The following is a 14,888-nucleotide window of genomic DNA, read 5'->3' on the forward strand; positions in this document are numbered from 1 at the left end:
TTACAGCCATTACCCTTGCGGCTGAAATCGGAACCTTTGCGCGTTTTCGCTCCCCAGCCCAACTGATGGCGTACTTGGGACTGGTCCCTCGTGAGTATTCCACGGGCCTAAGTACTCGTCGAGGCAGCATGACCAAAGCCGGAAACGGCCGCTTGCGCCGGACTTTAGTGGAGTCCGCTTGGAGTTACCGTCATCGTCCTGCCGTGAAGGGCGATCTCGCCAAACGACTAGATGGCATGCCGGCCGACGTACAACTGTTGTCCTGGAAGGCCCAAGAAAGACTGCATTCCAAATACCGCCATCTTGTGTTTGGAAAGAACAAACACAAGAATGTGGCCGTCGGTGCGGTGGCCAGGGAACTGATTGGGTTTGTATGGGCTGTTGCCCGAACCGTGGAACAGCCCGCCGCATCCTAACAGCTTTTCGATGATGAAGGACGCAGGGGACCTTGCCCCCTGCACCCCCACACTCGCCGTGTGGCGTTCCTCATCTTCGATGAGGATTTGGAAAAGTGTTGAATTGTACCCCACCGCTTGTCAAGGAAGACGCTTGACAAGCTCACGCCGGAGCACGAGGCCCGGGAGCAAACGAAGGTTCAGGAGAGAATTTGCGTAGTCCGTTTGCACTAGGTTTTGAAAGAAACTGAACGTGCGTTTCTAGCTTGCAAGGGCTCTCCCTGACGAAGGCATAACATGTGGTAACCAACCCACGGATAGCAGCGTGCCGACCGTCGCTCGCATTTTTGCTCTCGCGCCACGTGCTCAGGCAGATTTAAAACCGAGGGCTTGACAAAAACGTTCATAGCAACGGACACTAGGGACGTTAATAGATGACCGTTGGGCACTTCTGGAACGTAACGGACAGAGATGACGTTATTTCAGGGTAGTCACCGTGAATTGCAGCTCTCCAAGCCGAATAAGGCCCGTGAAGTCCGTTACACTGGGAAATACCCGGGAAATGTGCGAATAAGGTCATTACGGTCCGTTACGTGTTAAGGCAAGCAGTTACAGCAATAGCTACTGCGGCCAACTCGTTACGCGGCCCCTCACTCAGCCCCTCACTCGGCCCGATGCTCGCCTTGCCGAGGTCCCGCGCCTCACCCTACAGCTCGTCCGCCAAGCCAAGCAAGGCGATCCCCGCCAGCACGAGTACGATGACTGCATATTGCATCCGGCTGAGCCGCTCTTTCAGGAACAGGCGGGACAAAATCACCGAGAAGACGCTGTACGAAGCGATCAGCGGAGCCGCAACGATGGCGTTGCTGGCCATGGCGAAGACGTAGAAGAACTGGCCGGTCGTCTCGAAGATCGCAGCTACGCCTTTAACGCGTTCGGTCCAGAGGTTGAACCGCTGTTTTTTGACTGCAACCAAGTAGATATAAACCACCGCTGCACACAGGAAAAAGGTGAACTCGTAAGCCAGAAGCGCGGCATCCTCACCAATCAGCTTCAGCTCGTCCAGATAAATGCCGTCAGCAAACGTGCCTAAGCCGTCAAGCAGGCAGTACAGCAGCGGGAAGGTGATCGCCATCACGCCGATTTGATATTTGGCGTTGAGGTGATCTGTCCCCGTCTTCAGGGCTATTCGCTCTTCTTGTTTCTCCAAAATCGCCAGCCCCACCACGCCGAAGGTAATGATCGCTACCCCTGCAATGTCCATCCATCCGAGATCATGAGGGAAGAACAAATACAGGAGAATCGCGGTCACCGCCCCGGATGAGTTCTGCACCGGCGAAGCGATAGAGAGCTCAATGTACCGGAGCCCGAAATAGCCGATCGCCATCGATAGAATGTACAGCGCCGATACCGGCAAATAGCGAATCATATCGAATGGATCAAAGGACAGCCCTTCGATCAACAGGTACGCCGTGCCGTGAATCCCCATCACCAGACCTACCATAACGACGATCTTCAGATGACTGAACGGGTCTTTGCTGTCGCTGCCTTTTTTATAGAATAGATCGGCACTCCCCCACGCTAGAGACGTCAGTAGTGCAAATAGAAACCACATATCTATGCTCCTTCCAAGAAAATAGCAATCTTACTGATTATACAAATCATTCGGCGGGGAGTGTCTATGAAAAAACTTACCAATGAGAGTTGGAAGGAAATAACCGCAAAAATGCAAACACTCTCTGCTTATGGTAAAATGCTACTAACATGAAATCATAGATTCGTCGAAATTAAAGGGGCAGGAGTGTCGCGAAAATGAGAAGGTATAACTTGTGGCGGCCGATATTTTTGATCTTGATCGCGCTGCTGACGAACGGATTGGTGACGAACCTTTGCATCTTGTTTGGAATGTCGGCTGTCGCTGCCGAGAATATCGGATTTGTCGCGATGATGCTCGCCGCTTTGATCGTGTATACCCGATTCACGAAGAACCGCCGCAAGTAATAAACAAAGAGACGCAGATTCTGCGTCTCTTTGTGGTTTGGGGTCATACCATCAAGGCTTTGATGCCGTTAAATAACGGAATAATCGATTTGATGGCGTTATAGCCCATCTTCATCAGGGGCATGTATTTCTGCACCTTCTGCACCATTCCGAAAATGCCTGGGCGGCGGGGTCTTTCGGAAGAAGAGCTCTCCGTGTTTTGCTCCTGTGTTCCGCCGGAGCCCTCGCTTCCGCTTGATCCGCCAAAGCCAAACAGCCCCGGTCTTCGCGGACGCCCTGGCCCTCCAGCGAAGCCATAGCCATAAGGTCTGGGACCGGGTCTTCCCGGCATTCCGCTAAAGCCATAATAACCTTGAGGTCTTCCCCATCCTCCGTTCAAGTTTCCGTAATAGCCCAGTTCCCGGGGTCTTCCCCAATTGCCGCCTGGGCCAGGACCATATCCCATAGGCACACCGCCTAGCCCCCAGCCGACGTCGGGACGGATGCCCTGGGCGAAACGGGGATCTCTTGGGAAGCCGCTGTCCAATGGCTGCTGGATAGCCGATGAGCGTGCTTTTTTGCTGTGGGCTGCCTTCTTCTTCTTCATTTTCTTCTTGCCGCGCGGGGGTACGGAGAGAAGCAGGCCGTTCGCATCCAGCCCGGCGATCCATCCGATATAAGAACGCCCGTCGTGCAATTCCACGCGAACCGGCTGGCCCTTCAGCTGTTTCGCACGTTTGCGAATGTTTGCCGAACTTGCCATGCAAGGATCACCTCGGTGCTTAGTTTTTTACGCTAGACGTTTTCCTCGATATATCTTACTTCCGAAATGGGTTCGATGCCTGTGCTTGTTCCTCAATTTCTAGCCCGTTTCGTGATATTTGCCGGAATCTGCATAAATTTTGGGCAATTTGGAAATTTAACTAATGAATAAAAAAATTTCGACCGAGGAGTTGGCCCGGAATGAAAACGTTAAACGCAATAGCGCTCGCATTACTGATTGTGGGCGGATTAAACTGGCTGTTGGTGGGGCTCTTTCAATATGACTTAGTGGCAGGTATATTCGGCGGGCAAGACTCGACCATGTCGCGCATCATCTACACGCTCGTCGGCATTAGCGCCATTTACGCGTTTAAGTTCTTCAACGATGTCACGAATGATGAAGTCGCCAGATAAGCTGGGGAATCCGTGGAAGTATGCGGGAAGGTCCGGGATGCGAGAGCATCCCGGCTATTTTTTTTTCTTGGAAGATACGCTGGTTTTAGGAAAAAGGTAGGGCGCAAGGCTGTTCGCAATCACCCGGTGTCCCTGATTGTTCGGATGAATCGGCAGCGTGCCGCCGAGGAGGTCCTCCAATTGGCCGCCTCGATACCCGTCGATCAGCTCGGCTTGCTTCCCTTCAAACCATCTGTGCGCGGGTGCCACCTTGGCTCCGTAAGAGGCTGCGATGCCGTGGGTCGTCTCGTTAAGACGACTGATCCACTCGATGGCAAGTGAGTTGCTTGGGAACGGGTTGTATTGGGTGCAGCATACGATCCGAGCGGAGCTGATTTTGCGGATATGGCCCAGAAGGGCGCTTAAATTTCGGCGAAACTGGAAGAGGATCTCCATATTCGGAAACGGTCCGCCATTCACCAGCGGGTCAATCGCCGAATTGGCTAAATCGACGCCCCCAATCCAGACCGATACAACCGAGGACTGTCTAATCATGTCCGAGCCTTGCCGCAGCACGGCATCCAGCAGATTGCCGCTGGTCCAACCGGACCGGGCTAATACATAACCCCGGATGGGCCGGGGGGTAGAGCGATTATAATCCGATACGATTAACTGAGGATAGGCCAGCCGCGGCGAGGTCGCGTTATCACCATACGTGATGGAATCCCCAAGTGCGGTGTATATCATCTCCAGGTCACCCACCTAAGATAGACTTTACAACTATAGTATTGCGAACCAGGTGGGGAGGTGCGGTTTATCAAAAAAGGGCTGGTCCGATTCCATTCAGACCAACCCCTATACTTAACAGGCTTACCTGCGCGGTGCGAGCTGCCTCAGATCTGCACGACCTTGCCGTGAGTGGCGTACCAGCTCCGCATAGTAGCCGCCGCGGGCCAGCAACGTTTCATGCGTGCCCTGCTCGGCGATCCGACCGCTCTGGATCACGAGGATGCGGTCCGCGTGCTGAACGGTGGACAGGCGGTGCGCGATGACCAGCGTTGTCCGACCGGCGGACACTACGCTTAACGCGTTCTGGATCAACAGCTCGGTTTGGGAATCCAGATTCGCCGTCGCCTCATCGAGGATGAGGATTTTGGGCTGGAAGACCAGGATTCGTGCGAAGGAGATCAGCTGGCGCTCACCGGCGGACAGCCCGCTGCCCCGATTGGACAGCCGGGTGTCGTAGCCGTCCTTCAGCCGCGTGATCATAGGCTCTGCGCCGATGCGCCGGCAGGCCTCAATCACTTCGTCGCGGCTAATGTCCTCGCGGAAGAGGCGGACGTTGTCAATAATGGACCCGGCGAACAGGAACGGGTCCTGCTGCACCAGTCCGACGATGCGATGCAGCGAGGCCTGCGGAAGACGGCGGATATCCGTGCCGTCGATTTCGACGCTGCCTTCGTCTACATCATAGAACCGCGTCAGCAGGTTCACTAAGGAGCTCTTGCCTGCGCCGGTCGTGCCTACGATGCCGATGAATTCTCCTGCTCGCACATGAAGGTCGAGGCCATGCAGCACTTCCTGGCCCTCTGTGTATGAGAAGCGGATGCGATTGAAATCGATCCGCCCGCGAACCGTATGGGCCGGCAACGCTTTGGCTTTCTCCGGCGCAGGGTCTTGCACCTCCGGCTCGGCGGAGAAGATTCGCCACAGCCGGTCCACCGACACGATGGTGGACTGCAGCGTGTTCCATTGTTGGGTAATTTGGTTGATCGGCTGAAAGAATTGGCGGATATAGCTGATGAAGGCATACAGCACGCCAAATTCGATGCGATGGCCCAGCACCGCGAAGCCGCCGATCCAAACGACGAAGGCCACCGACAAATTGCCAAGCACGTCGAAGGAACGGTTAAACAGGACGGTGGCCTGAACTTCCCGCAGATTCGCTTTTAAATAGGCGGTGTTCCGGTCCCTGAAGCGGGACGTTTGCTCCCCTTCCTGATGGAACGACTGAATCAGACTCATCCCGCTCAGATTTTCCGCTGTAAACGCGATGAGCCGGGACAACAGCGAGCGGGCTCGCTGATAGCTGGTGCGCAAATATTTACGGAAGGCGATGGCAATGGCCGTGATGATCGGAAAAAGAATTAGGCAATATAAGGCCAGCTGGACGTCCAACGCAAACATAAAGACAACAACGAGGATCAGCGATAATCCATCGCGGACCAGACTTAACAACACCTGGGTAAAAAACTGGTTGATCGTCTCCGTATCACTGGACTCATTTGTGACAAGGCCGCCAGCTGAATTGCGGTCGAAGAACGACATCGACTGCCGGGTGATCTGCTTAAACAGATCTTTGCGCAGCAAGGCAACGATGCTTTGCCCGGCCCGTTGCAGTAGATTTGCCTGCCAATAGGAGAACACGCCGCTGACTGCCTCAAGCGCAAGGTAGGCCAAAGCGAGGCTAAGCAGGATGCTGGGTCCGTGTGCACCAAACAGCACCTTCTCATCGATGGCATATTTGATCAGGAACGGCTGCAGCAGGTCGGCGGAAATGGCCAGAAAGGCAAAACCAAACACGGCGAGGAACGCCTTTCGGTGTGGTTTGGCATAGGTGAGCAGGGCGGCAAACGCCTTCCTCCGTTGCTCCGGAGTGACCTCGTATTTCCTGCGGGTGTCGGCTGCTTCGGAATTAGTTGACATCGCGATCCTCTCCTTCCTGCAGGTGATACAGGTCTGCGTACAAGCCTCCGGCTTGCAGCAGCTGCTCATGCGTTCCTTGCTCGGCAATCCGCCCGTCATCCAGCACGAGGATGCGGTCGGCATGTTTCACCGCACTGATGCGGTGGGCGATGATTAGCGTTGTTTTTCCTTTACGAACCTCCCGCAGATGAGACAGAATGCGCGTCTCCGTTACGGAATCCACCGCACTGACGCTGTCGTCAAGCAGCAGGATCGGCGCGTTCTTGATCAGTCCTCGGGCCAAGCTGGTCCGCTGACGCTGCCCGCCGGATAACGTCAAGCCGCGTTCGCCCAGCTCGGTATCGAACCGCTTCGGGAATTTTACGACGTTGTCATAGAGATCTGCCATCCTTGCGGCGTCCTCCACTTGGCGCAGCTCGGAGGTTCGGTCGAAGAAGGCGATGTTGTCGCGGAGCGTCGTGCTGAACAGGAAGCCGTCCTGCGGCACGTAGGCAATCCGGGTGCGGAGGCTCTCCAGCGTCAAGCTTCTGATATCGTGGCCGCCGATGAAGACTGTGTCACGGGGCGGATCGTATACCCGCAGCAGCAGTTTGACGAGCGTCGTTTTCCCGCTGCCGGTTCGGCCCACGATGCCCAGCGTTTCTCCAGGCTTGAGCCGAAGTTGAATGTCCTGCAGCGATGCGCGGGCGGCGTCCGGATAGGTGAAGGTTAACCCGCGGATCTCGATGTCGAGGCTGTGCGGATTTTCCGGCAGCGGCAGGGCATCGGCTTCATCGTAAATGTCCGGCTTCATGGACAACAGGTGGTTCAGCCGGTCAAGGGAAGCACGTGCACGCTGCATGAAGTTGATGACGTTGCCGATCAGCCGCAGCGGGTTCATAATCATCCGCAAATATAAGGTTAAGGCCACGAAATTACCCAGCGACAGCTCGCCGTGCGAGACGAGCAGGCCGCCGTAAGCGATGGCCACCGCCATGGAAACCGCGCCGGTAAACGGCAGCAGCACCTGAAACAGCGAGCTCATCCGGACCAGCGACAGCTGGCTGCTCAGGATGCGGTCCACAGTCTGCCCAAACCGGGCGCGGGCAATCTCTTCGATTGCGAAGCTCTTCGTCACTTTGATGCCTTCAAATTGCTCCTCTGCAGCTTCCGTCATCGCCGCAAGCGACTCCTGCACCTTCCGCGAGTTGTCGCGGATCTTGGGGCCGAATCCGCTTACGATAAACGGGATGGCAATCAGCGGCAAGACACACACCACGATCAAAAGCGCCGGAATATCGCTGACCATCATCATCGTGATGACGGAGATCAACAACACCGACGCATTAGTTAACTGGTTCAACCCGTTAGCGATCGACTCCCGCACGCCGGTGACGTCATTCATCACGTAGCTGAGCAGCTTGCCGATTCCGTGTTTCGAGAAGAACGCTTCGCTTAATTGAGTGAAATGCCGAAACAATTGGTTCCGGGCCCGAAATTCGAACATCCGCCCCAGGCGATGGTTCATGTACTGACCGAATCCAAAGCAAAGGCCATAGACGACGGCGATGGCAGCCAGAGTCAGCGCGTATCGGCCTACTCCGCTTCTAGTCAGCCCGCCTTGCTGGAGGTGATCCGTAAAATCCCCCAGGACCTTCGGGAAATATGAATACGTCACATTGGCAGCCGTCAAACATAGCGCAGCTGTCAAATACAGCGGAAAATGCGACTTCATGTGGCTCAGCAATAAGGTTTTTCCACGCATCAGGCATCCCGTCCTTTCCCAGAAAAGGTGATTGTTATCCTTCGACCTCCTTTTTTCCAGTCTCAGCTTTTTAATCATACTGCGAATTTCCAGATCCATCAAACCGCGGGACACGTCATTTTGTATATTTATGCATTGAAGATGCGGGTGTAGAGCGGAAAACGGAATCATTATTTTGCATAAACCCTGCCACGCTGCGGAATCTTAAAGGAAAATGATTCAAATCGAGGGGATGTTTATGAAGCATTCCGATAACGAGAAACGGCTGAACCGGACGCTTTCCACCCTAGAGAAAGTCCGGAAATCCAGTGATTTTCACGAGTTTTCGCCCTTTGAGGAAGATGAAGGATTGATTCGAGTCGCCTATTACAGTTCGTTGGTGTCGGATGATAAGGTGACCCGTTATTTGCTTCCTGCTCTTCAGGAGCATCGGGATCGGCTCGGTCGGCCGGAAGAGCTGATGGACCTGTTGCCTTTTGCCGAGGTGATGATTGCGAACACGGAGAAAGAAGTTGTCGCAAAACTCATGGAAGGGTACGTCTTGCTCCGCATGGATTCAGCGGAAGACATGTATGTACTGGCGAATTTGAATAACGCCCAAACCGGTCAACGGCAGAGCAACGACACTGAGAATGAGTTCAGTGTCATGGGGCCGAAGGTTGGTTTTGTGGAGAATCTGGACACGAATCTGCATCTCTTGAGGCAGAAGCTGGCAACGCCGGCGTTGATTTTCGAAACCCTAACGATCGGTTCTCACTCCAACACCCGAGTGGTTATCGCTTATTTGGAGGATGTCACAAATCCGGAGATCGTCGACACGATGAGGCAGCGGCTGAAAAGCATCGATTACGAAGTATTGTACGACACTTCCCAACTGGAAGAAATCATTGCTGATCAGAGCAACACCATGTTCCCGTTATTTATCTCCACCGAACGGGTCGATCGGGTTACCTTTGCCCTTACCTCCGGGCAAGTAGCTGTCTTCACGGACGGCTCTCCCTACGTCATGGCGGCCCCAGCTAATTTTCTTGGCTTTTTCGTGTCGCCGGAGGATTACTGTTTGCCTTGGATCTTAGGGTCATTTCATCGCATTATTCGACTTCTGAGCGTGGTGTTCTCGGTGTTTGCCACGCCGATTTATGTGGCGATTATGACGTTTCATTATGAGATCCTCCCTGAAACGATGCTTGGCCCGTTAATTCAGTCGCGAATCCATGTACCATTTCTGCCGGTCGTGGAGGTGATCTTTCTGGAGATCACGATCGATTTGCTCAGGGAGGCCGGAGCACGGTTGCCGTCCAAAATCGGCCAGACCCTTGGGATCGTCGGCCCTGGCTTCCTTTACGACTCCGATTGTCAAAATGGCGAATACGATCCGGCTGCTTCGTTTTCCGTTTATCTTATTAGCGGCCGTTTGGGGCGGTCTTGGAATTACTATAGGTTTCTTGATGTTGATGGGACATTTAATGCGGCTCAAATCGCTTGGGGTGCCGTATCTCGCGCCGCTGTATCCTTTTCGAACAGACAATTTGGCCGACAGCGCCATTCGGGCTTCCTATCAATACTTGAACCGTCGCAGCTTATTCCTACGCCCGTTAACCGCTTATCGCTACCACCCTCAATCACGGAAGGAGGATGACTATGCGGAATAAACGGCTTAGTAGGTTTGTTGTTCTCACCGCTCTTATGCTGGGGATGACCCTGACGTTGATCGGCTGCATGCAAACTAGGATCGTAGATCGAATTAAAATTCTCAACGTGTTGGGAGTCGACCAGAAGAACGGACTATACCAGACCATTGGTCTCTATATGGACCATATGGAAAACGATAGAATTAAGTCCATCTATGGGGAAGGGGATACGGTGGAGTTGATGCTCAGCCAAATGAACATGCAGTCCCCCCATACGATTCAAACGGGGAAGCTGCGAATGTTAGTATTTAGCCGCCGGATGGCCGAGCAAGGCTTGGATTCCTTCCTGCATACCTTCTGCAGAAGCCCGATCACCAGCACAAGCATGATCTTGGCCGTCTCGGAGGAACCTCCGCAAGAGATGTTCCAAAGTTTAAAAGGAAAAAACAGGGAAGGACTGCCCTATCATTTAATCGAGCAAAATGTGACGTCGGATAACGCTCCTCTGAACAATCTGCATATTTTTTTATTCAATTGTTATGGAACAGGGAGGGACGCATACGCTCCGTATCTTAAGAGGAACAAGTATGGGAAAATCGAATTCACAGGACTCGGTATTTTTCAATACGATCGGCTGAAATTGGTGATAGATGCGAAGGAGACGCTGCTCCTCAAAATGATGAAAGGACGTGGAAAAGGCGGGATCTTACCCGTTCAAATCAATGCGGGTTCCGAGGAACATGTGGCAGCGCTCAGCCTGCTAAAGGAAGAGCCATCCATGCACTTCGCCCTGGATCACGGAGAAGCCCTCAAAATGACCATCGACTTGCATCTAATAGGGATGTTAAAGGAAATCCCTAGAATGAATATGCGTTCTGAAATCACCTACAAATATACAGTATCCGAGCTAGAGCAGCAAATAAATGACAATGCCATAAAGCTGCTGAACAAGCTGCGTGACAACGGCGTAGAGGGTTAAGCTTGGTTCTGATCTTCTACTGTGTGCTGATTTGTGTAGGGCAGATTCGGCCCCATGCGGAAGTGATCTATGTATGGGTGTTTCCGGATTCGTCGCTATGGCAAGTTGCGTTGATCATTTTAGCGGCGGCTACGTACATTGTGTCCGGAGGCTTTCGTGTCGTTACCGGCATCTGCTTGCTGTGCGTTATTATTCCCAGTTTCATTCTCCCGACGCTCTATTTTCCCATGAAGCTCGCTCATTGGAACAACCTTCTTCCGATCATGAATCATGGTCTGGGCGATTATATAACGTCGGCGGTGAATTCACTCTATATCTTCTTAGGGCCCGAATTTCTCTTGTTCTACTATCCATTCCTCAAGGATAAGCGCAAAGCGCATAAATGGGCACATCTCGCGACAGCCTATACCACCGTGCTTTATATGCTCGTGCTGATCACGACCCTGGGATATTTCAATATGTTGCAGTTGAAGGGAACGATTTGGCCAACGCTTGTTCTATCTAAAATTATTCGTTTGGCGTTTTTGGAACGTTTCGACTATATCTATATCTTTGATTGGCTGCTGGTGATCTTCCCGGTTTGCTGCATTTCGATCTAACCCCATTCGTTGAAAAATGAAACACCTGCCAATTGCAGGTGTTTTTTTCGCTCTTTATCTAGACTTTAAACCCTCCGGTCAAATGTTTCTCCGTCAGGATGGTCAGCATTTGAATGCCCACTTCGTTATGCCCGCCTTCGGGGATAATGAGGTCGGCGTATTTTTTCGACGGCTCAATAAAGGCTTCATGCATCGGCTTTACCGTGGCCAGGTACTGCTGATGGATGGAGTGGATCGAGCGGTCGCGTTCTTCCATGTCGCGCAGTACGCGCCGAAGGATGCGCACGTCGGAGTCAGTGTCCACGAACACCTTGATGTCGAGCATCTCCCGCAGCTTCTCGTCATACAGGACAAAGAGTCCCTCAACGATAATAATCTTATTAGGTAATAGCTTGATCGTCTTATCCGAACGGGTATGCTTCGTAAAATCGTACACCGGAGCATAGGCGGCTTGTCCGTTCTTGAGCTGGTTCAGATGCTCCACCAACAGCTCGTTATCGAAGGCGAAGGGATGGTCGTAGTTCGTCTTTTCCCGTTCGGCCATGCTGAGGTGCGATTGGTCTTTATAGTAGTTGTCTTGCGAAATAAACGTAACTTTATCGGTGTCCAGCTGGCCGATAACCGAGCGGGCCACCGTCGTTTTCCCGGACCCGGTGCCGCCGGCGATACCTATAATTAACATGAAATGAAATACCCTCCTAGAATGACATCCCTCTAAACGTTCCCGTTTAACATCTCAGTATTGTAGCATAGCCCAGGCATTTTTTCATCTTCATGCGGCTGACTCGAGGTCCTTCATATTATGGCAAATTTGTGGCGGGATATCGATGTGGAGTGTTGTTTATTTTTTCTCATAATTTCCCGCGGATTCGGTTTACAATAATGGTATGCTCATGTCTGCCAATTTCAAGCAAAGAGGTGCTGCTGATGTGGCATACGAAAACTCGGGAGGCCGTCCTGCAAGAGCTGCAGGTGGATCCCGCTGCCGGGCTGTCTTCGGAAGAAGCCGGGAAGCGTCTGTCGAAGTACGGGCCAAACCAGATTAAAGGCAAGCCGAAGCCGGGCATTTGGTCGATCTTCTTCGCTCAACTAAAGGATATGCTGATTTATGTGCTGCTGGCTGCCGCCATTGTTACGCTGATTGTCGGAGAATACATGGATGCCGTCATCATCTTGGCCGTTGTCCTGTTGAACGCGATTATCGGAGTCATTCAGGAGCAGAAAGCGGAGAAAGCGATTGAAGCGCTGCAGCAAATGACCACCCCCAAAACGCTGGTACGGCGTGACGGGAATGTGAAGGAAATCGATTCCGGGGAGATCGTTCCGGGCGATATCGTGATCCTGGATGCCGGACGTTTCATTCCAGCCGATTTGCGGTTGATTGACAGTGCGAATCTGCAAATTGAGGAATCCGCACTGACCGGCGAGTCCGTACCGTCGGATAAAAATGCGGAGGATCTGCATCAAGAAGCGCAAACGCCCATCGGAGATCAGAGCAACATGGCATTTATGTCGACGCTTGTGACGTATGGCCGCGGCGAAGGGGTTGTCGTCGGGACGGCGATGAATACAGAGATGGGCAAAATCGCCAAGATTCTGGACGAAGATACGCAGGAGTTGACTCCGCTGCAGAAGAAGCTCGATGAGCTCGGCAAAATGCTGGGTTACATCGCTATCGGCATCTGCGTCGTGATCTTCGTCATTGGCCTTATCCAGGGACGGGATCTGTTCGAGTTGTTCCTGACTGCGATCAGCCTGGCGGTCGCGGCGATTCCGGAGGGGCTGCCAGCCATCGTAGCGATTGTACTCGCACTTGGCGTCACGCGCATGTCTCGCATCAACGCCATTGTTAAGAAGCTGCCGGCCGTAGAAACGCTGGGTTCGGTGAACATCATCTGCTCGGACAAAACCGGGACCCTAACCCAGAATAAAATGACGGTCGTCAAGCATTTTACCGCGGAGCCTTTGGGCGATGAGGCGCCGATCGAAATGATCAAGACGTTCGTGTTGTGTTCCGATGCCACTTATGAGAATGGCGAGGGGACTGGTGATCCAACGGAGATCGCCCTGGTCGCTTTCGGCGAACAGCATGGACTTTCGAAGAAATCGCTGGAGGCTGAATACAAACGGATTTCCGAGAAGCCGTTTGATTCCGACCGCAAGCTGATGTCCACGCTGAACCAGACGCGAGAAGGCTATCGCGTACATACGAAAGGCGCGATCGACCAGCTGCTGCGGATATCAAACAGCGCGGTAGTTCACGGAGAGGTCGTACCGCTGACGGAAGAGCTGAAGCAACGCTTCATGGCAGCCGCCGAAGCGATGTCGGACGATGCACTTCGGGTGTTGGGCGCTGCCTATAAGGATACGGATCGCATCCTGCCATCCGAGGAGATGGAGCAGGATCTGACGATCCTTGGCTTCGTTGGCATGATCGATCCGCCGCGGTCCGAGGTGAAGGATTCGATCCGCGAGGCGAAAGCGGCGGGGATCACTCCGGTGATGATCACGGGCGACCATCGCAACACCGCTGTGGCGATCGCCAAAGAACTGGAGATTGCCAGCTCCCTGGAACAAAGCATGACGGGGGCCGAAATCGACGAGTTGTCGGATGAGGCGTTTGCCGAAAAAATCAAGGGCATCCGCGTATTCGCCCGGGTTTCGCCTGAGCATAAGGTGAAGATCGTCAAGGCCTTTAAGGCGAAGGGCAACATCGTCTCGATGACCGGGGATGGCGTCAACGACGCGCCGTCGCTGAAGACGGCAGACATCGGCGTGGCGATGGGTATTACCGGTACCGACGTATCGAAGGGCGCCAGCGACATGATTCTGACCGACGATAATTTCACCACGATCGTCCACGCGATTCGGGAAGGTCGGAACATCTACGCGAATATTCGTAAGACGGTAACGTTCCTGTTGGCGTGTAATTTCGGGGAGATTGTGGCGATTCTCGCTTCGATTTTATTCTTCTGGCCGTTGCCGTTGTTGGCAACCCAGATCCTCTGGATCAACCTGGTCACCGACACGTTGCCGGCGATTGCACTAGGTGTGGATCCTGGCGAGAAGGACGTCATGAAGCGTAAGCCGCGTGATCCGAAGGAGAGCTTCTTTGCCGGAGGTGCAGCGTGGCAGGCAGTGCTTGGAGGACTCTTGATCGGTGCGCTGACTTTGGTTGCATTTTACATAGGACTTCGTGAGCATGGGTATGGTTTGCGCACCTCCGGTATTCCGGAGGATGTGATGACTTACGCACGGACGATGGCCTTTGTTGTGCTTGCGGCGTCGCAGCTGTTCTACGCCTTCTCGAAGCGCAGTGCGACCAAGTCGATTTTCACCGTCGGTCTGTTCTCCAATCTGTTGCTCGTTGGAGCGGTTATTGCTGGATTGCTGTTACAGTTCCTGTCGATCTCGATCCCGTTCTTGGCCGCAGCGTTTAAGGTCCAAAATCTCAGCCTCTCCGATTGGGGGATCGTGATTCTCTTGGCGTTAATCCCGCTGATCTTGAATGAGATCATCAAGATCTTTATGCGGGCCGGGAAGGCTAGAGAGTCCGCCTAAAACTTCGGCAAAATCTTGAGATATGAGAATTTTGATAGAACAGAGGAGAATTTTGAATTCCCCTCTTGCCACGGTTTGATAGATGATACAAGTGAATAGACAAGAAGAACATAGGCCGCAGATGATTTGTCTGGCGGC

General features: G+C 53.2%; 12 protein-coding genes and 1 pseudogene. 7 read left to right on the forward strand and 6 right to left on the reverse strand.

Annotated elements, in window-relative coordinates; genetic code table 11:
* Positions 1 to 416 (forward strand): transposase (locus tag RW092_RS00140; RefSeq protein WP_316009178.1); only part of this gene is annotated, 416 nt, incomplete at its 5' end.
* 685 nt (positions 417 to 1,101) lie between these two features.
* Here RW092_RS00140 and RW092_RS00145 read toward each other — a convergent pair.
* Positions 1,102 to 2,010 carry an EamA family transporter gene (locus RW092_RS00145; RefSeq protein WP_316009179.1) on the reverse strand — a complete coding sequence of 303 codons (909 nt, stop codon included), beginning with the start codon at positions 2,008 to 2,010 and terminating at the stop codon, positions 1,102 to 1,104.
* Positions 2,011 to 2,207: 197 nt separating this feature from the next.
* Between RW092_RS00145 and RW092_RS00150 the strand changes: the two genes are divergently transcribed.
* On the forward strand, positions 2,208 to 2,396 hold the full coding sequence (locus RW092_RS00150; protein WP_016313851.1) for a hypothetical protein: 189 nt from the start codon (positions 2,208 to 2,210) through the stop codon (positions 2,394 to 2,396).
* A gap of 43 nt (positions 2,397 to 2,439) precedes the next feature.
* On the opposite strand, the gene RW092_RS00155 is transcribed toward RW092_RS00150, so the two are convergent.
* Complete coding sequence (locus RW092_RS00155) at positions 2,440 to 3,138, reverse strand: hypothetical protein (protein WP_316009180.1); 699 nt, start codon at positions 3,136 to 3,138, stop codon at positions 2,440 to 2,442.
* A gap of 200 nt (positions 3,139 to 3,338) precedes the next feature.
* Here RW092_RS00155 and RW092_RS00160 point away from each other — a divergent pair, with 200 nt between their 5' ends.
* Positions 3,339 to 3,551 carry a DUF378 domain-containing protein gene (locus RW092_RS00160; RefSeq protein WP_016313849.1) on the forward strand — a complete coding sequence of 71 codons (213 nt, stop codon included), beginning with the start codon at positions 3,339 to 3,341 and terminating at the stop codon, positions 3,549 to 3,551.
* Positions 3,552 to 3,605: 54 nt separating this feature from the next.
* Here RW092_RS00160 and RW092_RS00165 read toward each other — a convergent pair whose 3' ends face one another.
* The 3 genes from RW092_RS00165 to RW092_RS00175 all read right to left on the reverse strand — a co-directional run bounded on the left by RW092_RS00165 (position 3,606) and on the right by RW092_RS00175 (position 7,980).
* Entirely contained in the window at positions 3,606 to 4,277 is a 672-nt protein-coding gene (locus RW092_RS00165; RefSeq protein WP_316009181.1) for an SGNH/GDSL hydrolase family protein, read from the reverse strand.
* A 123-nt stretch (positions 4,278 to 4,400) separates the two neighbouring features.
* Entirely contained in the window at positions 4,401 to 6,236 is a 1,836-nt protein-coding gene (locus RW092_RS00170) for an ABC transporter ATP-binding protein (protein ID WP_316009182.1), read from the reverse strand.
* Complete coding sequence (locus tag RW092_RS00175; RefSeq protein WP_316009183.1) at positions 6,226 to 7,980, reverse strand: ABC transporter ATP-binding protein; 1,755 nt, start codon at positions 7,978 to 7,980, stop codon at positions 6,226 to 6,228. The genes RW092_RS00170 and RW092_RS00175 overlap by 11 nt, the downstream gene beginning before the upstream one ends.
* 238 nt (positions 7,981 to 8,218) lie before the next feature.
* On the opposite strand from RW092_RS00175, the pseudogene RW092_RS00180 reads away from it, so the two are divergent.
* From RW092_RS00180 to RW092_RS00190, 3 genes and pseudogenes are all read left to right on the forward strand, one after another.
* Positions 8,219 to 9,632, forward strand: a pseudogene (locus tag RW092_RS00180) (spore germination protein).
* Positions 9,622 to 10,590 (forward strand): Ger(x)C family spore germination protein, encoded by a 969-nt coding sequence (locus tag RW092_RS00185; protein WP_316009184.1) that lies wholly within the window; start codon positions 9,622 to 9,624, stop codon positions 10,588 to 10,590. The pseudogene RW092_RS00180 and the gene RW092_RS00185 overlap by 11 nt, the downstream one beginning before the upstream one ends.
* A 2-nt stretch (positions 10,591 to 10,592) precedes the next feature.
* The gene (locus tag RW092_RS00190) at positions 10,593 to 11,189 is read left to right on the forward strand and encodes a GerAB/ArcD/ProY family transporter (protein ID WP_316009185.1); all 597 of its coding nucleotides are present in this window, start codon (positions 10,593 to 10,595) and stop codon (positions 11,187 to 11,189) included.
* A 58-nt stretch (positions 11,190 to 11,247) separates the two neighbouring features.
* Here the strand turns inward: RW092_RS00190 and udk are convergent, their stop codons facing one another.
* Complete coding sequence (gene udk / locus RW092_RS00195; protein WP_316009186.1) at positions 11,248 to 11,871, reverse strand: uridine kinase; 624 nt, start codon at positions 11,869 to 11,871, stop codon at positions 11,248 to 11,250.
* Between the two features lie 245 nt (positions 11,872 to 12,116).
* On the opposite strand from udk, the gene RW092_RS00200 reads away from it, so the two are divergent.
* Complete coding sequence (locus RW092_RS00200; protein ID WP_316009187.1) at positions 12,117 to 14,750, forward strand: calcium-translocating P-type ATPase, PMCA-type; 2,634 nt, start codon at positions 12,117 to 12,119, stop codon at positions 14,748 to 14,750.
* Positions 14,751 to 14,888: the final 138 nt, after the last annotated feature.

Origin of the sequence: Paenibacillus sp. 3LSP, from assembly GCF_032465655.1 — a bacterium.
Classification (GTDB): domain Bacteria; phylum Bacillota; class Bacilli; order Paenibacillales; family Paenibacillaceae; genus Fontibacillus; species Fontibacillus barengoltzii.